At 74.0% G+C, this 19872-nt stretch carries 17 protein-coding genes; 11 read left to right on the top strand and 6 right to left on the bottom strand.

What is annotated here, in order from left to right:
* Positions 1 to 26: 26 nt before the first annotated feature.
* From HS048_RS25895 to HS048_RS25860, 8 genes are all read left to right on the top strand, one after another.
* Positions 27 to 809 carry a LytTR family DNA-binding domain-containing protein gene (locus HS048_RS25895; RefSeq protein ID WP_196468928.1) on the top strand — a complete coding sequence of 261 codons (783 nt, stop codon included), beginning with the start codon at positions 27 to 29 and terminating at the stop codon, positions 807 to 809.
* Between the two features lie 239 nt (positions 810 to 1048).
* Positions 1049 to 1441 (top strand): hypothetical protein, encoded by a 393-nt coding sequence (locus tag HS048_RS25890; RefSeq protein WP_196468927.1) that lies wholly within the window; start codon positions 1049 to 1051, stop codon positions 1439 to 1441.
* The gene (locus HS048_RS25885) at positions 1438 to 1596 is read left to right on the top strand and encodes a hypothetical protein (RefSeq protein ID WP_196468926.1); all 159 of its coding nucleotides are present in this window, start codon (positions 1438 to 1440) and stop codon (positions 1594 to 1596) included. The genes HS048_RS25890 and HS048_RS25885 overlap by 4 nt, the downstream gene beginning before the upstream one ends.
* Positions 1593 to 3323 (top strand): cation acetate symporter, encoded by a 1731-nt coding sequence (locus tag HS048_RS25880; RefSeq protein WP_068895561.1) that lies wholly within the window; start codon positions 1593 to 1595, stop codon positions 3321 to 3323. Before HS048_RS25885 ends, HS048_RS25880 begins: the two co-directional genes overlap by 4 nt.
* Positions 3324 to 3384: 61 nt before the next feature.
* Complete coding sequence (locus HS048_RS25875; protein ID WP_196468925.1) at positions 3385 to 4320, top strand: hypothetical protein; 936 nt, start codon at positions 3385 to 3387, stop codon at positions 4318 to 4320.
* Between the two features lie 10 nt (positions 4321 to 4330).
* The gene (locus HS048_RS25870) at positions 4331 to 5392 is read left to right on the top strand and encodes a hypothetical protein (RefSeq protein ID WP_196468924.1); all 1062 of its coding nucleotides are present in this window, start codon (positions 4331 to 4333) and stop codon (positions 5390 to 5392) included.
* A 182-nt stretch (positions 5393 to 5574) separates the two neighbouring features.
* A complete protein-coding gene (locus HS048_RS25865) occupies positions 5575 to 5904 on the top strand; it encodes a DUF485 domain-containing protein (protein ID WP_068895556.1) in 330 nt (109 codons plus the stop codon).
* Positions 5901 to 7511, top strand: a complete 1611-nt coding sequence (locus tag HS048_RS25860; protein ID WP_068895554.1) for a cation acetate symporter — start codon at positions 5901 to 5903, stop codon at positions 7509 to 7511. The genes HS048_RS25865 and HS048_RS25860 overlap by 4 nt, the downstream gene beginning before the upstream one ends.
* Before the next feature lie 150 nt (positions 7512 to 7661).
* On the opposite strand, the gene HS048_RS25855 is transcribed toward HS048_RS25860, so the two are convergent.
* On the bottom strand, positions 7662 to 8585 hold the full coding sequence (locus tag HS048_RS25855) for an aldo/keto reductase (RefSeq protein WP_196468923.1): 924 nt from the start codon (positions 8583 to 8585) through the stop codon (positions 7662 to 7664).
* A 104-nt stretch (positions 8586 to 8689) separates the two neighbouring features.
* Here HS048_RS25855 and HS048_RS25850 point away from each other — a divergent pair, with 104 nt between their 5' ends.
* Both HS048_RS25850 and HS048_RS25845 read left to right on the top strand, forming a co-directional pair.
* Positions 8690 to 9748, top strand: a complete 1059-nt coding sequence (locus tag HS048_RS25850) for an alpha/beta hydrolase family protein (protein WP_196468922.1) — start codon at positions 8690 to 8692, stop codon at positions 9746 to 9748.
* Positions 9749 to 9813: 65 nt separating this feature from the next.
* A complete protein-coding gene (locus tag HS048_RS25845; RefSeq protein ID WP_068895549.1) occupies positions 9814 to 10419 on the top strand; it encodes a TetR/AcrR family transcriptional regulator in 606 nt (201 codons plus the stop codon).
* Positions 10420 to 10569: 150 nt separating this feature from the next.
* On the opposite strand, the gene HS048_RS25840 is transcribed toward HS048_RS25845, so the two are convergent.
* The 4 genes from HS048_RS25840 to HS048_RS25825 all read right to left on the bottom strand — a co-directional run bounded on the left by HS048_RS25840 (position 10570) and on the right by HS048_RS25825 (position 17636).
* Positions 10570 to 12159, bottom strand: a complete 1590-nt coding sequence (locus HS048_RS25840) for a wax ester/triacylglycerol synthase family O-acyltransferase (protein WP_196468921.1) — start codon at positions 12157 to 12159, stop codon at positions 10570 to 10572.
* Positions 12160 to 12401: 242 nt separating this feature from the next.
* Positions 12402 to 13514 carry a sulfite oxidase gene (locus tag HS048_RS25835; protein ID WP_196468920.1) on the bottom strand — a complete coding sequence of 371 codons (1113 nt, stop codon included), beginning with the start codon at positions 13512 to 13514 and terminating at the stop codon, positions 12402 to 12404.
* Between the two features lie 79 nt (positions 13515 to 13593).
* Entirely contained in the window at positions 13594 to 15282 is a 1689-nt protein-coding gene (polX, locus tag HS048_RS25830; protein WP_068895545.1) for a DNA polymerase/3'-5' exonuclease PolX, read from the bottom strand.
* Complete coding sequence (locus tag HS048_RS25825; protein ID WP_196468919.1) at positions 15279 to 17636, bottom strand: MMPL family transporter; 2358 nt, start codon at positions 17634 to 17636, stop codon at positions 15279 to 15281. Before HS048_RS25825 ends, polX begins: the two co-directional genes overlap by 4 nt.
* 239 nt (positions 17637 to 17875) lie before the next feature.
* On the opposite strand from HS048_RS25825, the gene HS048_RS25820 reads away from it, so the two are divergent.
* The gene (locus HS048_RS25820; RefSeq protein WP_196468918.1) at positions 17876 to 18544 is read left to right on the top strand and encodes a hypothetical protein; all 669 of its coding nucleotides are present in this window, start codon (positions 17876 to 17878) and stop codon (positions 18542 to 18544) included.
* Positions 18545 to 18561: 17 nt separating this feature from the next.
* On the opposite strand, the gene HS048_RS25815 is transcribed toward HS048_RS25820, so the two are convergent.
* Positions 18562 to 19677 carry a methyltransferase domain-containing protein gene (locus HS048_RS25815; RefSeq protein ID WP_196468917.1) on the bottom strand — a complete coding sequence of 372 codons (1116 nt, stop codon included), beginning with the start codon at positions 19675 to 19677 and terminating at the stop codon, positions 18562 to 18564.
* Between the last annotated feature and the right edge of the window lie 195 nt (positions 19678 to 19872).

The raw sequence follows: 19872 nt of genomic DNA, 5'->3' as shown, positions 1-19872 counted from the left end.
CTGACGCACGACCCGGAGGAGCGAGCGTGACCGGCCTGCGTGTTCTGGCGGTGGACGACGAGCTGCCCGCGCTCGAGGACCTGGCCTACCTGCTGCGCGACGACCCCCGCATCGACGAGGTCTCCCTGGCCAGGGACGGCGCCGCGGCGCTGCGCGTGCTGGACCGCGCCATCGCCGACGGGCGGCCGATCGACGCGGTCTTCCTCGACATCCGGATGCGCGGCCTGGACGGGGTGGTGCTCGGCAGGCTGCTCTCGCAGTTCGCGAACCCGCCCCGGGTGGTCTTCGTGACCGCCTACGAGGAGCACGCGGTGGACGCCTTCGAGATCAAGGCCGAGGACTACCTGCTCAAACCGGTCCGCCCGGAGCGGCTGGCCGAGGCCATCCGGCGGGTCTGCGTCTCGGCGGAGCTGCCGGACGGCGGCGGCGACGGCGGCGGCGGCGGCGGTGCGGGCCGTACCGACCCGCAGACGATCCCGGTGGAGCTCGGCGGCGTGACCCGGTTCGTCTCCAGCACCGACGTCCGCTACGTGGAGGCGCAGGGCGACTACGCCCGCCTGCACACCGCGGGCGGCAGCCACCTGGTCCGCATCCCGCTGGCGACCCTGGAGGAGCGCTGGGCCTCGGCCGGGTTCGTCCGGGTGCACCGCAGTCACCTGGTCGCGGTCAAGCACATCGACGAGCTGCACATCGACTCGGGCCGCTGCGTGGTCCGCATCGGCGAGACCGAGATCCCGGTCAGCCGCCGCCACACCCGCGAGCTGCGCGACCTGCTGGTACGGCGCGCCCGCAGGGGCAGGTCCGAGTGACGGCCGGGCGGGGCGCGGGCGACGGCGGAACGGGACGGAACCCGAGCGGGAGTACGGGACGGAACCCGGGCCGGAGCACGGAGCGGAGTGCGGACCGGAGCACGGGCCGGAGCGCGGACCTGAGCACGGGCCGGAGCACGGGCCGGAGCGCGGAGCGGGACGCCGGAAGGGGACCCGGCGAGGAGGGCGACGAGGAGCGGGGGACCGCGCCGCGGCGCCGCGGCGACCGGGCGCTGCGCGTGGCCGACCGCTTGGTACGGCCCGGCGAACGGCCCCGCCGCGAGGTGGTGACCAGCCCCAGGACCCAGGCGGCCCGCCGCTCTCGATACCCCGCCACCCGGGAGATCGACGAGCAGACCCGCCTGGGCGAGGTGTACATGCGCTCCCTGGTGCGCACCCAGTTCCGGCTCGCCCTGTTCGTGTGCACCGTGCTTGCCTGCGTGGTGGGCGGCCTGCCGCTGCTGTTCCTGCTCGTGCCGGAGCTGCGCGAGGTGCGGCTGCTCGGCGTGGGACTGCCCTGGGCGCTGCTCGCCGGGCTGGTCTACCCGGGGCTCGTCGCCGGAGCCTGGCTCTACGTACGGCAGGCCGAGCGCAACGAGCGCCACTTCGCGGACCTGGTGGAGCGGCAGTGACCGCGAAACCGGAGGGGCGGACGGCGGTGGGGACCGGGACGACCGTGGGACGGGCGGCGGAGGCCCGGACGACGGCGGGACGGGCGGCGGAGACCCGGACCGCGGGGGAGACGGCGGCCGGGGTGGACGGCGGCCGGACCGGAGGCCCGGAGTGAACACCGCCTACGGGGTCTCGGCGGTCGTCGTCGTGGTGCTGGCCGCCGTCCTCATCGGGATCTTCGGCCTCCGGCTGTCGCGCACGACCTCCGACTTCTACGTGGCCTCCCGCACGGTCTCGCCGCTGTGGAACGCCTCCGCGATCGGCGGGGAGTACCTTTCGGCCGCGTCGTTCCTGGGCATCGCCGGGCTGATCCTGGCCTACGGCGCCGACATGCTCTGGCTGCCGGTCGGCTGGACGGGCGGCTACCTGGTGCTGCTGGTGCTGGTCTCCGCGCCGCTGCGCCGGTCGGGCGCCTACACGCTCCCGGACTTCGCCGAGGCCCGCCTGGAATCGATGATCGTGCGCCGCAGCGCCAGCGTGCTCGTGGTGCTGATCGGCTGGCTGTACCTCATGCCGCAGTTCCAGAGCGCCGGGCTGGTGCTGCGCACGATCACCGGCGCGCCGGTGTGGGCCGGCGGCCTGCTGGTGGCCGTCGTCGTCGCGGTCAACGTGCTCTCCGGCGGCATGCGCTCCATCACGTTCGTGCAGGCCTTCCAGTACTGGCTCAAGCTCACCGCGCTCGCCCTGCCGGTGGTCTTCCTGCTGCTGGCCTGGCGGGCGGACGGCGCCCCCGCCCCGGGCGGGGAGACGCCTCCGGTCTTCGCCGAGCGGACCACGGTCACCGTCGCCGTGGACGTCACCGTGAGGGTGGCCGAGCCGGTCGAGGTGACCGTCACCGGCCGGCTGGACGGGCGCCCCCTCGACCGGGCGCGGATCACGCTGGCCCCCGGCCCGCACACCGTCGCCCACGAGACGACGGTCACCTTCCCGGCGGGCGCCGCGGTGCCGCACGCCGAGAACCTGCCCGCGCTCACCGACCGGCAGTGGGCGCTGCCGCTGGAGAGCAGGGACTACCCCCTGTACTCGACCTACTCGCTGATCCTGGCGACCTTCCTGGGCACCATGGGCCTGCCGCACGTGCTGGTGCGCTTCTACACCAACCCCGACGGCCGGGCCGCCCGCCGTACCACGCTGGTGGTGCTCTCGCTGCTCGGCGCCTTCTACCTGCTGCCGGCGGTCTACGGCGCGCTCGGCCGGATCTACGCCCCCGAACTGCTGATGACCGGCCGCACCGACGCGGTGGTGCTGACCCTGCCGGGCCGCCTGGTCGGCGGTACGGCGGGCGACCTGCTCTCGGCGCTGGTGACGGCGGGGGCGTTCGCCGCGTTCCTGTCCACCTCGTCGGGGCTCACGGTGTCGGTGGCGGGGGTGATCGGGCAGGACATCCTGCGCGGCGGGGTGCGCTCGTTCCGGTTGGCGACGGTGCTGGCGGTGATCGTCCCGCTGGCGCTGGCCACCGCGGCGCGCTCGCTGCCGGTGGCGGACGTGGTGGGCCTGGCGTTCGCGGTCGCCGCCTCGTCGTTCTGCCCCCTGCTGGTCCTGGGCATCTGGTGGCGGCGGTTCACCGACGCGGGCGCGATGGCGGGGCTGCTGACCGGCGGGGGGCTGGCGTGCGCGGCGGTGCTCGCCACGATCGTCGGCGGGCCCTACCGCGGCCTGCCCGGCGCGCTGCTGGCCCAGCCGGCCGCCTGGACCGTCCCGATCGCGTTCCTGGTCATGGTCGTCGTCTCACTGCTCACGCCGGGCCGGATCCCGAAGGGCGTGGCCCGCACGATGGTGCGCCTGCACACCCCCGAGACGCTGAAGGTGGACCGCGGGGACTGGCGCCCCAGAGGGGCATGAAGCGTCCCATCGGTGACGCTGGGTACTTACCGGAGCATCGGGGTGAGCTTCGGGGGGTTCCATGGGCGGGTCGGGGACGCGTGCCGTCACGGCCGCGCTGGTCGCGCTGGCGGCGGCGGGCGCGGCGTGCGGCGGCGGAGGAGGAGGCGGTGGGGAGGGCCTGTCCCCGCAGGTCGTCGTGACACCCGACGACAGCCTGGTACCGACCCGGGGAGGGGAGGACATCCCCGCGGTCGCGGTGGGGGCGCTCAAGGAGTGCGACCGCCGCCTGCGCGCCGGGGAGAACGCGCCGCTGGCGGAGTCGATGGACCGGCTCGCCGCGATGACCTCCCCGGTGACCCTGTCCGTCTGCCGGGCCTGCGGCGGCACCGCCAAGATCAACCTCGAACGCTTCCGGGAAGGGCTCGCGGACCTGCGGACGGCCGAGGAGATGCGCCGCTACTTCCCGGATTCCGTGCGTGGCGATCTGCTGGAGCTGACCTTCCGCTCCCAGGTGGTGGGATACGCCGCCTTGGGGGACGAGGCCGAGGCGCGGCAGGCGCTCACCGCCCTTATCCGGTTGGAGCCGGACGCCGCCGGGGCGTACGTCAGGGAGTGCGAGGCGGCCAGGCCGCCGGACTCGCGCGTCCGGTGCGAAATGCCAGCGCCGGGGGCGTCGTCCCCGCAGACCGGTGAGCCCGGGGAGAGCCCTGGGACGACCTCTCCGGGGACGGAGCCGCCGTCGGTCTCTCCGGAGCCGGAGGAGAGCCCGGACGAGGAAGGGCCCGGCGCGACTCCGGAGGGGGAGACGGAGTCACCGTCCTCCCCTGACTCCTCCCCGGAGCCGGAGGCCAGCCCGACCGAGGACGGATCCGGGCCGGGTCCGGACGAGGACGAGACCGGACCCGGCCCGGGAGAGGAGACGGAGTCGAGTCCGGCGGAGGAGGACCCGGGCACCGAATCGCCTGGAGGCGTGGGGGCGCCCGGATCCGGCCGCTCCCGTCCGGGCGGGAACTGAGCGGCCGGGCATGGGGCGGACGGCGGGAGGGCCTGACGGCGGCGAGTCCGGATCGCCGGACTCCGGTACGGCGCCGGATCGAGGAGAGCAGCAGGACCGGGCCTCCTCGGACTTCGCCCGGCTGTGGCACGTCCTCGCCAACGTCGTGGCGCCGACGACGCTCGTCACCTCGCTCATGGTCTATTTCGGCTGGGTGCAGTCGAACATCGTCTACGGGGCCTTCGGCATGGACCAGAGCGTTCTCCGGCTCTCCTTGCAGGACTACATGTTCCGCAGCGTCGGCGCGACGATGGAGCCGCTCGCGTGGCTGCTGTTCGCCATCGTGGTCCTGGTCCCCCTGCACGTGCTCTTCGTCCGGCTGCTGAGCGGCCACCGCGCCGTGGCTCGGTGGGTCGTGCCGGCGGTGGCCGCGGTGGGGTTCGTTCTGTGCCTCGTCTGGATCATCGGCGGGACCGGGGTGTTCCGGTCGGCGCTGCCCATCGTCCCGATGAGCCTGGGACTGGGGGTGATGCTGCTGGGGTACGCCGTCCACCTCCATGCCGTGGTGGTCCACCGGCGGATCTGGCCGAGCGGCGAGTCGCCGGCACTGCGGATCGTGGGACGGGTCTCCTTCGCGGGACTGCTCCTCCTCACCCTGCTCTGGTCGGCGGCCGTCTACGCGCAGATACGCGGTGCGGGCATGGCCGGAGACCTGCTGGCCGACTCCAGGCGGCTGCCCGGCGTCGTGGTCTACGCGCCCGACCGGCTGCGCATCGAGGGGCCGGGGGTGGTGGAGCGGGAACTCAGGCCGTCACCTGGGGAGAAACCGCGCTACCGCTACCGCTACGACGGGCTGAGGCTGCTCATCCGGGCGGACAGGCACTACTTCCTCCTGCCGGTCTGCTGGACGGTGGGCGGAGACTCCCGGGCGATCGCGCTCCCGGAGGATCCGGCGGTCCGCCTCGAGTTCTTCCGCCTGCCCAGGGAGTATCGCTCCACCTGCCCCGCCGCGCCGCCGCCGGGATCGGATCTCCCTCCTCCGCCGTCCGCGCCACGGGAGTCACGCCTTCCATCGCCGTCGCCGCCGGGATGACACATCCGGACCGGATCACGTGCCGTTCGGCGCACGGGAAGGACCTTTCACCGCAGACCGTACCCAGCTGAACGCGGCCGGGCGGCGGCTGGGCGAAGAACGCGTGCGGGGGTCTCCTCGCGGGGTACCCGCCGCTCCTACGGTAGCCGTGATCCAGATCACATTCATGGGAGGTCTCCCCCTTGACCGCCAGACAACATGACGCATCGGTTTACGAACAGGCGCAGGCGAGTGAGCGCTTCCAGGAGCTGAAGCGCCGCTTCCGCGCCTGGACGTTCCCGATGACCGCCGCCTTCCTCGCGTGGTACCTGCTCTACGTGGTGTTGTCCGGCTGGGCGCGCGACTTCATGGGTGCCAAGGTGCTGGGCAACATCAACGTCGCCCTGATCTTCGGTTTCCTGCAGTTCGTCTCCACGTTCGGCATCGCCTGGGCCTACTCACGGCACATGGAGAAGAAGATCGACCCGATCGCCGACGAGATCCGCCACGAGATCGAGGGGCGGACCGAATGAGCTCCCAGACCCTGTCGACCATCCTGTTCCTGGTCTTCGTCGCCGCGACGCTGGGCATCACGTTCTGGGCCAGCCGACAGACCAAGACCGCCGCCGACTACTACGCCGGCGGCCGGTCCTTCAGCGGCGCGCAGAACGGCCTAGCGATCGGCGGCGACTACATGTCGGCCGCCAGCTTCCTCGGCATCGCCGGCATCATCGCCCTGTCCGGTTACGACGGCTTCCTCTACTCGATCGGCTTCCTCGTCGCCTGGCTGGTGGCGCTGCTGCTGGTCGCGGAGCTGATGCGCAACTCCGGCAAGTTCACCATGGCGGACGTGCTGGCCTTCCGGATGAGCCCGCGCCCCGTCCGCACCGCGGCGGGCGTCTCCACCATCGTCGTGTCGATCTTCTACCTGCTGGCCCAGATGGTCGGCGCGGGCGCGCTCGTCGGCCTGCTGCTCGGTGTCACCTCGCCGACCGGCAAGGCTTTGACGATCGTGGGCGTCGGCATCCTGATGATCATCTATGTGGTCGTCGGCGGCATGAAGGGCACCACCTGGGTGCAGATCGTCAAGGCCGTGCTGCTGATGGGCGGCGCGACCCTGGTCACCCTGCTGGTCCTGGGCAAGTACGGCTTCAACCTCTCCTCCCTGCTGGGCGACGCCGCCGCGAAGAGCGGCAAGGGCGCCGCCTTCCTGGAGCCCGGTCTGAAGTACGGCACCGAGGCGCAGGGCCTGGCCGGCAAGCTCGACCTGATCAGCCTTGGCCTGGCGCTGGTGCTCGGCACCGCCGGCCTGCCGCACATCCTGATCCGCTTCTACACCGTGCCCACCGCGAAGGAGGCCCGGAAGTCGGTCCTGTGGGGCATCGGCATCATCGGCAGCTTCTACCTGCTCACCCTCGTGCTGGGCTTCGGCGCGGCGGCGCTGGTCGGCGGCAAGGCGATCCTGGCACAGGACAAGGCCGGCAACACCGCCGCGCCGCAGCTCGCCCAGGAGGTCGGACGGCTGATCTTCGGTGACGTGGGCGGCACGATCCTGCTGGCGATCATCGCGGCGGTCGCCTTCGCCACCATCCTCGCGGTCGTCGCCGGCCTGACGCTGGCCTCCAGCTCGTCCTTCGCCCACGACCTGTACGCGCACGTCTTCAAGCGCGGCAACGTCACCGACAAGGAGGAGGTCCTGGTCGCCCGGATCTCCGCCTTCGTCATCGGAGCGTTCTCCATCGGGCTCGGCATCCTCGCGCAGGGGCAGAACGTGGCCTTCCTGGTCGCCCTGGCCTTCGCCGTGGCCGCCTCGGGCAACCTGCCGGCGATCCTCTACAGCCTGTTCTGGAAGGACTTCAACACCGCGGGCGCGACCTCGGCCATCTACGGCGGCCTGGTCTCCGCGCTCGTCCTGGTGATCTTCTCGCCGGTCGTGTCGGGCAGCCCCACCGCGCTCTTCCCGAACGCGGACTTCTCCTGGTTCCCGCTGAGCAACCCGGGCCTGCTCTCGATCCCGATCGGCTTCCTGGCCGGCTGGATCGGCACCAAGCTCAGCAAGGAGTACAACGCGGCCAAGTACGCCGAGATCGAGGTCCGCGCCCTCACCGGCGTCGGCGCCGAGAAGGCCGCCGAGCACTAGCCCGGCGCACCTGACGTCCGGCGGTCCCCGCCACGGAGACCGCCGGACGGGTCCCGGGCCCCGGCCGCGAAGGCCGCCGGACGGGTCCCGGGTCCCGCCGAAGGGCCCGGCCGCCTCGGGGCGGCCGGGCCCTTCACCCGTTCGGCGGCCCTAGCGGGAGGCCTCGTCCAGCAGGGCGAGCTCCTCGGCGGTCAGCTTCACGTCGGCGACCGCGAGCAGCGGCCGGAGCTGCTCGACGCTGCGGGCGCTGGCGATCGGCGCGGCGACGGTGGGCTGGGCCGCCAGCCAGGCGAGCGCGATCGTGGCCGGGACGGCGCCGTGCGCGGCGGCCACCTCGTCCAGCGCGGCCAGCACCCGCGGGCCGCGCTCGGTCGCGAGGTACTCCGACGCCTTGGCCGCCCGCGGGCTGTCCACCCGGGCCCCCGGCCGGTATTTGCCGGTCAGGAAGCCCCTGGCCAGGCCGTAGTACGGCGTGCTGGTCAGGCAGCCCTCGACGACCGTGTCGCGCAGCGCGCCCTCGTAGCCGCGCTCCATCAGGTTGTAGTGCTGCTGGAGCACCCCGTAGCGGGCCAGGCCCTTCTGGTCGGAGATCTCCAGCGCCTCGGCCAGCCTGCCGGCGTCGTAGTTCGAGGCGCCGATGTTGCGGACCTTGCCCTCGCGGACCAGCGCGTCGAACGCCTCCAGGGTCTCCTCCAGAGGAGTCTCCGGGTCGTCGAAGTGCGCCCAGTACAGGTCGATGTGGTCGGTCCGCAGCCGCCGCAGCGAGTCCTCCGCGGCGGCGCGGATGTTCGCCGCGGAGAGTCCCGGACGGGTCGAGAGAGAGCTGACCTTGGTGGCCACCACCATGCGGTCGCGGTTGCCCCGGGAGGCCATCCACTCGCCGATGATGGTCTCCGATTCGCCGCCGACATGGCCGGGGACCCACTCGGAGTAGGAGTCCGCGGTGTCGATGAAGTTGCCGCCCGCCTCGGCGTAGGCGTCCAGGACGGCGAAGGACGCGTCCCGGTCGGCGGTCCAGCCGAAAACGTTGCCGCCCAGGCAGAGCGGGAAGAGGTTCAGCTCAGAAAGGCTCATGCCAGCCACTCTATTCCCCGGCGTTCGCTCACTTCCTGAGCATCCGGGGAGATCGTCCCGGGATTAGCATGTGCCGGGTCGGCGCACGGGCGGAGGCGGCTCGCATGGCACCCGGTTCACGGCTACGAGGGCTCCTCGTCGGGGCCGTGGCCGTCACCGGGCTGCTCGTCCTGGTGGTGGCCGCGGCGATCGCACTGATCACCGCTCAGCGCCGCCCGGCCGTCGAGCCGACGGGCACCCCCGCCACCGGGGGACCCCGGGCGGGCGCGACCCCGGAGACCAGCGAGACCCCCGAGGCGCCGGAGGGGATCGAGGTCGTCAGGGAGCGGCGGCTGGACGGCCGCCGGATGGACCTGACCCTGCGCTCGGCCGCACTGGACGACGTCACCACGGTACGGCTGCTGCTGCCCGAGGGCTGGTCGGCCGGTTCCGGGCGGACCTGGCCCACCCTGTGGCTGCTCCACGGCGGGCTGGACGACCACCGGGGCTGGTCGAGGTCGGACGTCGAGCGGCTGACCGCGGCCGCCCCGGTGATCGTCGTGATGCCCGACGGCGGCAGGTGCGGCAGCTACTCCGACTGGTACAACGGCGGCCGCGGCGGACCGCCCCGGTGGGCCGCCCACCACCTGGAGGAGTTGCTGCCCCTGCTGGAGAGCCGGTACGGCGCGGGCGGCGACCGGGCGATCGCCGGATACTCGATGGGCGGCCAGGGGGCGATGCTCTACGCCGCGACGGGCAGGTTCAAGGCCGCGGCCTCCTTCAGCGGCGCCGTGCACACACTGCTGCCCGGCGTCGACCTCGCCGTCATGCTCGGCACCACCGCGGGCTGCTTCGGCACCGACTGGAAGCGCATCTGGGGCGACCCGCACGGCGACCGGAGGGTCTGGGAGGAGCACAACCCCTACCACCGGGCCGCCGAGCTGCGCGGAGTCCGCCTCTACGTGGCCGCGGGTGACGGGCGCCCGCAGCCGGGCGAGCTGTTCGGCGACGTCACCGAGGAACTGGCCCGCAAGGCGGCCACCGCCTTCGCCGGCCGGCTCGGCGAGCTGGGCATCCCGGTCGAGACGCACTTCTACCGGGGCGGGCACGACATGACCTACTGGAACAGGGAACTGCGCCGCGCGCTGCCCATGCTCCTGTCCTCAGTCGGGGCCGGTGACTGAGCGCGTACGGCCCTGTTCCCCCGGCGACATGGAATCCGCCCGGCCCGCGAGGTTATCGTCGGGCTGTGGGAAGCCTCCGTCACCGCGCCAGGAGATCGCGGCGCCCCGGCGGCCCCGGCGGGACGGGGGAGCCGGACGCGCGCGCCCGCATCCTGGACGCCGCCGAGGAGCTGTTCGCCCGCGACGGCTACGAGGCGACCCCCACGGCTGAGATCGCCCGCCTGGCGGACGTCCCCAAGGGGCTCGTCTTCCACTACTTCCCCCGGAAGATCGACGTGCTGGTCGCGCTGGTCGACGAGCGCACGCTGGTGCTGGAGGAGTCCCCGGAGGCTGAGGCCGTCCCCGGCGACGCGGCGGGCGCCCTGTCCCGGCTCGCCCGCCGCCTGCCGATCAGGGCCTCCCCGGCCATGCGGCGCATCCTGTTCCGCGAGGCCGACACGCACGGCTCGGTCCGCGCCCGGCTCGGCCACCTCAACGGTGAGATCATCCGCCGGGCCAGGTTCGCGCTGGAGCTGGCCCGGCCCGGCGCCCGGGGCGACGCCGCCCGGCTCGAGGTCGCGGCGGTCACCTTCGCCGCCGTCCTGCTCCACCAGGAGAACCTCTGCCAGCTCACCGGCCACCACATCGACCCCGACGCGGTGGCCGAGCTGATCGTGCACGCCCTGGCGTGACCGGCGCGACCTGCCGGCCGTTCCCGGCCGGGAGGGCGCGGCACTCGGGCGTGCGGCTCGGACCGGGCCCGGCGCCGCGCGGTCCAGGCCCGGACTCAGGCCGGGAGAGCAGGCTCAGACCGGGGGACCGGACTCACCGGGAGACCGGGTTCAGACCGGGCTCGGCTCCACGACCGGGGCGGAGGCCGCCACGGCGGCCGGGACCGGGACCGCAGCAGGAGCGGCGGCCGGAGCGGGACCGGCGGCCGGAGCGGGACCGGCCAGTTCCACCAGCTCGTCCATCGCCTCTTGGAGGTGGCCCATCAGCCGCCAGACGTCCTCGACCCGGTCCGGGCAGGCGACGATGCCGAAGTCGAGCGAGCCGTCGTAGGAGAAGCAGGTGATGCTGAGCCCGCCGGTCGCGTCGCTGAGCACCGACAGCGGGTGGTAGCCGAGCACCCGGGCCCCGCACAGGTACAGGGGGAACTGCGGTCCCGGCACGTTGGAGACGATCAGGTTGACCGGCGGGGCCCCCATCGAGGCCAGCCGGAAGAGCGCGGGCGTGGCCAGGGCGGTCACCGGCGCGGGCATCATCGAGGTCAGCTCGCTGGGCCAGGCGGACGGGGAACCGGCGAAGCGGCGCTTGGCGGTGCGCATCGCCGTTCCCACGGCCTGCAGCCGCTCCCGGGGACAGGCGACGTCGGTGGGCATCGGCGTGATCATGGCGGAGATCTGGTTGCCGACGGCGCCCTGGCCGTCCCGACCGCCCTGGCCGTCCTGTTCGCTCCGGCCGCCGCGGACGCGTGCCGTGCGGACCGAGACCGGGACCGCGGCGATCAGCGGCCGGTCCGGGAGCGCACCGCGCTCCTCGAGCCAGGAGCGCAGCGCCGAGGTGCACAGGGCCATGACCACGTCGTTGACGCTGATCCCGGACGACCTGGCCACCCGCCGGACGTCGGCCAGCGGGACGGAACCGTACGAGAAGCGCCGGCGGGCGCTGATCGGGCCGTTGAACGGGGTGCGCGGGGCCGCCAGCGAGGGCAGCGCGGGCAGGTCCCTGGTCGTCCCCCGGATCATCCGGGTCGTGGCGGCCACCAGGCGGGCCCCCGGCAGGGTGGCGGCGAGCGGGATCGCGTCGAGGTCGGCCGCGGCCCGGCCGAGGGAGCGCAGCGCCCGCAGCGGATGGGTCGCCGACCGGGTGACGGCCCCGGCGAGCATCGTGACGATCCCCGGCGCGGCGGTCGGCCGGCGCTCCGCGGGCGGCTCGACCGCGCGCGGCTCGGGGGTGAGGTCCAGCAGGGCGGCCAGCGTCTCCGCGCCCGACACCCCGTCGATGGCGCAGTGGTGGACCTTGACGTACAGCGCGGCCCGGCCGCCGGTCAGGCCCTGGATCAGGTGCATCTCCCAGAGCGGGCGGCGGCGGTCCAGCCGCCGTTCGTGGAGCCGGGCGACCGCCTCGGCGAGCTGGGCGTCGTCGCCCGGCATCGGCAGGGTCGTCTCGTGCACGTGGTGGGAGACGTCGAAGGAGGGGTCCTCCGCCCAGTACGGATGGTCGAGGCCGAACGGCACGCTCACCAGGCGCAGCCTGAGGGCCGGGGCCAGGTGCAGCCGGTCGCGCAGCAGCGCGATCAGTGCCTCGCGGGTGATCCTGCCCTCGGGGGTGCGGCTCGGATCCAGCACGGCCACCCCCGCGACGTGGGCGGCGGTGGTCGCCGACTCGGCGTGCAGGAACTGCGCGTCGAGCGGGGTCAACTGGCGCATCGGCTGGGCCTCTCGGCGGAGAGAATGGGAACGGACCGTTGGAACGGACTCTGTCATCATCACCCCGGTTCGTTTCGTCTGCGTTTCCGTGGAGCAACCGGAGGAGTCTTTCAGATGAAATCCGCAATAGCGAACGCCGATTTCGGTAACGTGTCCTGCCTGATCAACGCATGCGGAGGTCATGCGGGTGCGGTGGCCGTTTTTCCCGTTGGGATTGTGTTTCCGTGCCGCTGGAGGTTTCGCTAGACGTTTATGACCCGCACCGGACAGCGCACAACCGCGTTAAAGAGATATCCCAATTCGTTGTAAGGGCTCTCCATGGGCTGGGTGGCGCCGGTCTCGTCGGTCGCGCGGGCGAGCAGGGTGTACGAACCGCTCGCCGGGGGGTTCCAGGTGACGTGCCAGCGGGTCCAGGCGCGGGCGACGTGCGCGCCGTGCAGCAGGGCCGGCCGCCAGGAGGCGCCGCCGTCGACGCTCACCTCGACCGAGGTGATCCGGCCGCGGCCGGACCAGGAACGGCCGCGCAGCACGTGCGGGCGCCCGGCGGCCAGGACGGCCCCCCACGGCAGCTCGAAGGCGCTCTTGGCGTCGTGCACGGTCAGCGGGGGACCGCCCCCCGGCGGGTGCTCCCCGCCGAGCATCCGGTAGAACTCCGTGGTCCACGGCGAGGACAGCGGCTCGGCGGAGACCTCGATGTCGCCCACCCACTTGACCGAGGCCAGCCCGATCCACGACGGCACGACCAGCCGGACCGGGTGCCCGTGGTCGGGCGGGAGCGGCTCGCCGTTCATCTCGTAGGCCAGGATGACGTCGTCGAGCGCCTTGGCGACCGGGATCGGCCGCCGCACCCGGCCGTGGTCGACGCCGTCGGCCACGTAGCACGGATCGAGCCCGCGCGGCATCACGTCGACGGCGCCGGGGGTGATCCCGGCGAGCTTCAGCACCGCGGCCAGCGGCACCCCGCGCCAGCGGGCCGCCCCGGCGGCGCCGAGCCGCCACGGGGTGCCGGAGACCTCCTGGTGCTGCTGGTCGGTGAAGAATCGCCGGCCGTTGCCCGCACACTCGATCAGCACGTCCCGGGTCACGGAGGGCAGGGCGAGCAGCTCCCGGTAGCCGAAGCTCCTCGGCGCGCGCAGACCCGAGCCGTGCAGCTCCAGCCGCCAGGCCGCCGCGTCGATCACCGGGGTGCGGGTGTGGTTGCGCACGAAGAACCGGTCGGTGGGCACGTGGTAGCCGACGCCGCGCATGGCCTCCCAGCGCATCTCGGCGCAGGAGCCGTGCACGTCGAACAGCTCCGGCGGCAGCGGCTTGACGATGGGCCCGGCGGTGGGTTCGACGACGGCCTCGTCCGGCATGCGGCACCATCCCCTCCATTGCTGCTATTACCTACTAGGAAAGCATGCAATCTCGTGGGGGGTGCGGGTTCGCGGATCCTCAGCGGCCCAGGAAGGCCAGCAGCCGCTCCAGCGGCCAGGCGTTCACCACGTCCTCCGGGGTCAGCCAGGCGCGCTGGGCGATGCCGACGCCGAAGCGCTGTCCCGCCAGGTGGGGCACCGCATGGGCGTCGCTGTCGATGGAGAAGACCACGCCGTGGTGGCGCGCCAGCCGTACCAGGTCGTCGGGGAGGTCGGAGCGGTCGGGCATGGAGTCGATCTCCATCGCGGTGCCGGTGCGGGCGGCCGCGCGGAAGACCTCGTCCCAGTCGGCGTCCACCGGCTCGCGCCGGCCGATCAGCCGGGTCGTGGGATGGCCGATGACGTGGACGTGCGGGTTCTCGCACGCGGTGACCAGCCGCCGGGTCATCTCCTCGCGGGACTGCCCGAAGTGGGAGTGCACGCTCGCCACGCACACGTCGAAGCCGGCCAGGATCTCGGCCGGCCAGTCGACCGAGCCGTCCGGGCCGATGTTGAGCTCGGTGCCGTGCAGGAGCCGCATGTCCGGATATCTACCCTGAAGTCGCTTGATCTGCTCGCGCTGCTCCAGCGCCTTCTCCAGCGTCATCCGGTGCATGGCCAGGTCCGGGGCGTGGTCGGTGATCGCGTAGTAGGAGTGGCCGCGCGCGGCGGCGGCGGCCACCATGTCCTCCAGCGAGGCGATGCCGTCGGTCAGGTCGGTGTGGGTGTGCAGGTCGCCGCGGAGATCCTCCAGCGTGACCAGCCGGGGCAGCCCGCCCTCCAGCGCGGCGGCGACCTCTCCGCCGTCCTCGCGCAGCGCCGGCGGGATCCACTCCATGCCGAGCGCCCGGTAGACGTCCTCCTCCTCGGCCGCCGCGATCACCCGGTCGCCGTCGAAGAGGCCGTACTCGGAGAGCTTCCAGCCCTTCTTCACGGCGATCTCCCGCAACCGCACGTTGTGCGCCTGCGACCCCGTGAAGTACAGCAGGCCGGCGCCCCACGACCCGGCCGGGATCAGCCGCAGGTCCACCTGCACGCCCTGGTGGGTGCGGATCGAGGTCTTCTTCGCGCCCGAGGCGATGACCTCCGCGACGTACGGCTTGGCCTTGAAGTCGTCCATGAGCGACTCCGGCGCGACGGCCAGCACGTCGACGTCGCCGGCGGTGTCGCGCATCCGGCGCAGCGACCCGGCGTGGGCGATGCGCTCGGCCCCGTCCCGCAGCGAGGCGACGACCCGCTCGGCCAGCTCCATGGCCACGCCGACGTGCACCCGCGCGCTGGTCCGCGCCAGCTGCTCGACGCCCCGCAGGAGGTTCTCCTCGGTCTTGGGACCGAAGCCCTTCACCCCCTTGAGCCGGCCCGCCCTGATCGCCTCGGCGAGCGCCTCGGGGGAGTCGACGCCGAGCTCCTGGTAGAGGAAGACCGCCTTCTTCGGCCCGAGCGAGGGCACCCGGGTCAGCCTGCGCACCCCGTCGGGGACCTTGGCGCGCAACTCGTCGAGCTGCCGGAAGCCGCCCCGCTCGAGGTATTCCTCGACCTTCTTCGCGATCGCCTCGCCCACGCCGGGCACGCTCCGCACGGCCGTGGAGGCGATGTCCTCGGGGAAGCCCGCGATGGCCTTGGCGGCCTTCTGGTAGCTGCGGACCCGGAACGCGTCACCGCCCGTCATCGCGAACAGCTCGGCGTACTCCTCCAGGGCGGCGGCCACATCGTCATTCGCTCGTGTCACGGGCCCACCCTAAGAGATCGCACCGACGGTTCCGGGCCCACGGCGACACCGGGCCCGGCGGGCGGCAGGAGCCGTGCCAGCGGCGCGGGCAGCCACCAGCTGCCCCGCCCCAGCAGCCGCATCAGCGCCGGCACCATGACCAGGCGGATCAGGACCGCGTCGATGGTGATCGCCGCGGCGACGGCGAAGCCGAGCTGCCGGACCTCCTGCCGGTGCCCGGCGAGCAGCCCGGCGAAGGTGACGACCATGACCGCGGCGGCCAGGGTCACGGTCCGCGCGCTGTGCTGCAGTCCCAGCGCGACCGCCGCGGTGTCCCCGGCGCCCGCGCGGCGGTACTCGGCGATGCGATGGACCACGAACACCTCGTAGTCCATCGACAGGCCGAACACCAGCGTGAGCAGGGCCACCGGCAGCACCGCGGAGACCGCCGGAGTCCCGGACGGCCCCTGGAACACCCAGACCGTCAGCCCGAAGGCCGCGGCGACGGTCAATAGATTCAGCAGCACCGCCTTGAGCGGCAGCAGCAGACTGCGGAAGGCCACGGACAGGAACAGCAGCGAGCCGGACAGCACCAGGGCCGCCACCTGCCAGAGCCGGTCGGTGCTCGCGGCGCCCAGGTCGGCCGTCATCGCGGCGGGCCCGCCGACCAGCACCCGCTGCCCGGCGGGCAGCAGGCCCAGGGCCGGCGCCCGGGCGATGCGCTCGTTCAGCGCGGCCGCGCCCGCCCGGTCGGGCGGCTGGTCGCTCAGCACCACGACGACGGTCAGGTCGCGGCCGTTGTCGGCGGGCACGGCCAGCGCCACCCGCGGATCCGCGCGCAGCGCGGCCACCAGCGCGGAGGTGTCCACCGGAGGAGCGCCCGGGGGGTGGGGCAGCAGCAGCGCCGTCAGCCCCGCCACCCCGTCGGCCTCCATCCGGGCCAGGCCGCGCCCCGCGTCCGTGCCGGCGACGGACGCCCGGTCGACGTCCATGCCCAGCCGGAGACCCGGCAGCGGGGCGGCGGCCAGCAGCAGGAGCGCGGTCGCGCCGGCGAGGTACGGCCACGGGTGGCGCATCAGATGCCGCGCCCAGCGCGCCCACCCGCCCTCTTCGCCCTCGCGGGCCACGCCGTGTCTCCCGGTGGCCCGGCCGGACCCGCCGCGCCGGGGCAGGGCGCCGAATGCCAGGAAGCGGTCGCATCCGGCCAGCAGGGCCGGCAGCAGCGTCAGCGCCCCGGCCGGTGCCGCCACCGCGGCCACCACGGCGGGCAGGGCCAGCGAGCGGACCGGGCCGACCCGTACGGCGAGCAGGGCGCACGCGGCGAGGGCCACCGCCACCGCGCACCAGCACACCGTCGTCCCCGCCGTGGCCGTCGCCGTCCCGGCCGCCGCGAACCGGTCCAGGCCCCGGCCGCGCGCCTGCCGGTACCGGAACGTGATCAGCAGCGCGTAGTCCATGCCCAGCCCCAGCGCCACCGAGCAGGCGACCGTCAGCGTCAGCGTGTCCGGCCCGGCTCCCAGCCCGGGACCCGCCGCGGCGAGCACCCCGGCGGTGACCGCGACGGCGGCCCCGGCGACGACCAGCGGCACCAGCGCCGCCCCCAGCGACCCGAGCCCGGCGGTGAGGATCAGCAGCGCCAGCGGGACGGCCACCGCCTCGGCGGTCCGCAGGTCGGCCAGATCGACCTCCTTGACCTCCGCGAACAGCGGCGTCACCCCGACCAGGGACGCACCGACCGTGCCGCCGGACGCCCGCCCGGCCGCCTCCCGCAGGACGGACGCCTGGTCCGCCAGTCGCCGCTGCCGCGCGGCCTCGTCCCCGGTGAGCCCGACCAGCGCGTACAGGTTGCGCCGGTCCTGCCCCGGCGCCGGCGGCAGGACCTGGACCGCGCCGACCCCCGGCCGTCCGGCCAGCGCCCGCAGCGCCGCGCCCACCGCGCGCAGGTACGCCGGATCGGAGGCCGCCGGGCCGGTCGGGGTGGTCGGCGCGGTCGGGGTGGCCGGAGTGGTCGGGGCCGCCGGGCCGGTCGGCGCGCTCGGGCGGGTTGGGGCGGCTGGGCCGGTCGGTGCGGTCGGGGCGGTCGAGGTGAAGGCGGCGACCACCTGCTCGGAGCCCATCTCCGGGAACCCGCGCTCCAGCAGCGCGGCGGCCCGCGCCGAAGGGGAGCCCGCCACCTCCAGCGAAGGGCCGCCCAGGGTGCGGACCAGCCCCGGCAGCAGCGCCAGCGACACGACCACGGCCAGCAGCCACACCCCGGCCACCGGCCGGCGGTGCCGCGCCGCCCACGTCCCCAACCGGCCCGCGGGCCCGGGAGGCCCCTCCGGCGGGCGGGGCGGGGCGGGCCCGGTGCCGAGTCGTTCGGCCGGCAGCGTCATCGATCGTCTCCGGGGTGGGCCCCGGCCTCCGGGCCGAGGGTGCAGGACGGGGAACCGGTCCGCGGTCTCCGCGGGACGCCGCCCGGGCCGGTCGGGAGCCGATCGGGCGGACCGGCCGAGGGGCCCGTCCGCCCGCGCGCTCCGTGCGAACCCGCGGATCGCCTCCGGGGATCACCACCGCATGCTACAGATGGTCTCGATAGAACTACTCAGGGTAATGAGAATCACCGAGGAGAACCATGACCGTCCCACCCCGGACCGCCGGCCGTACCCGCCGCGACGGGCGCCGCACCCCGCGCCGGGCGGTGCCCGGCCCGATCACCGCGCTCACCGCGGTACTCGCCGCGGCGCTCGCCGCGACGGCTCCCTTCGCCCCCGCCGCGACGGCCCGCACCGCGCAGGTCTCCGCCGCGCCCGCCCTCACCGACGCCCGCATCTCCGCCGCCCCCGCCAAACTGGTCTGCACCGCGGCCACCGAGCCGGGGCGGCCGGTCACCTTCACCCCGGCGGTCGGCCTGCTACCCGCCCCCGTCGAGACCAAGGGCACCCTGCGGCTGAGCTCCTGCACCTCTCCCGACGGCTCCCAGTCCCGCCTCAAGAGCGGGCGGCTGGCCATGAAGGGCTCGGGCCGGGCGAGCTGCACCGGGGTCTCCGGCCTGCGCAGCCAGGGCACCATCACCTGGTACGACTCCCGCGGCCGGGCCGCGGGAACCTCCAAGATCCGATCAGGGTCCCGCGAACTGTCCGGGACCAACCCCGCCGACGCCCTCCTGGTCGGCAAGGTCGTCTCCGGCCCGATGAAGGGGCGCCGCGTCGCGGGCAGCGCCACCCCCACCACCGACCTCACGTCCTGCACCGTCAGCGGGGTGTCCGCCGTCGAGGGCAGCGGCCGGCTGACCGTCTCCTGACGACCGGTCCCCTCGCGTCAGGGACGCACCTGGTAGACGTGGTTGACCGGGGTCGAGGCGACCAGGCGCACGTCGGTGAAGCCCGCCTCCTCCAGCACCCGGCGCAGCGCCTGCCCGCCCGCCTGCGCGCCCATCGCCGAACCGCCCTGGGAGACGGCGTTGGGCACGCACATGTAGGTCGAGGCCGCGTAGAACATGCGCCCCATCGGATGGAGGTTGTCCTGGACCCGGTCCCCGGCGGCCGGCTCCACCAGCAGCCAGGTCCCGCCCTCGCCCAGCGCCTCGCGCATGCGCCGGGCCGCACCGACCGGGTCGCCGTAGTCGTGCAGGGCGTCGAAGGTGCAGACCAGGTCGTATCCGCCCGCAGGGATCTCGGTGGCCGCGCAGACCGTGAACCGCGCCCGCTCGGAGACGCCCGCGGCCTCGGCGGCCTTGCGCGCCCGCTCGATCGAGACGTCGTGGTAGTCGTAGCCCTCGAACTCCGAGGCCGGATAGGCCTGGGCCATCAGGATCGTGGTGACCCCGTACCCGCAGCCGACGTCGGCCACCCGGGCGCCCGCGGTGAGCCGCTCGTGCACGCCGTCCAGGGCCGGGATCCACTCGGTCACCAGGTGCGCGGCGTACCCGCTCCGGAAGAAGTCGGCGACCGACGCGACGAGCTCGTCGTCCTGCTCATGCCAGCCGATGCCCTCCCCGCTGCGCATCGCCGCCTCCAGCCGGTCGAGCCCGGTCAGCGCGCGTACGGCGAAGCGGAACATCGTCCCGAGGTTCAGCGGCCCCCGCGGGTTGAACGCCAGCGCGTGCTCGGGCGACATGCCGTACCGGTCGCCGTCCGGGTCGTGGGTGAGGTAACCGCCGGCGGCCTGGGCCCTGACCCACTCCCGCACGTAGCGCTCGGCCGTACCGGTGCGCCCGGCGAGCTCGGCGGTCGTCAGCGGGCCGCCGGCCAGCGCCTCGTAGAGGCCCAGCCGCATGCCCAGCACGACGAGGCCCGCGGAGGTCGTGGCCCCGGCGTCGACGATCGCCCTGCCCAGCAACTCGTCCAGCCGCTCGGAGTCGACGTCCAGCGAGGCGGGGTCCGGCCACCCGCCGCCCGTCTGCGGGCCCGCGGCGGTGGTGTCGAGATGGGACATGATCAGGTCCTTTCCGGTGAACGGTCGCCCGGAAGCGTGCCCGCGATCCGGGGCCCCCACCATGGCCTTCTCCACACCCGCAGTGCGTACTACGACACGGCGCCGGGGACGTTCCGGGGGAAAACTTCAGCGGGGGATGCGCCGCCCGTGCACTCCCGCAGACCCGTCTCCGCCCCGGCGGCCCGTCACCGAGGC

It is taken from the genome of Planomonospora sp. ID91781, assembly GCF_015711595.1.
Classification (GTDB): Bacteria; Actinomycetota; Actinomycetes; order Streptosporangiales; family Streptosporangiaceae; genus Planomonospora; species Planomonospora parontospora.
The sequence above is the reverse complement of the archived record's forward strand: the minus strand, read 5'-3'. Positions and strand labels throughout refer to the sequence as shown.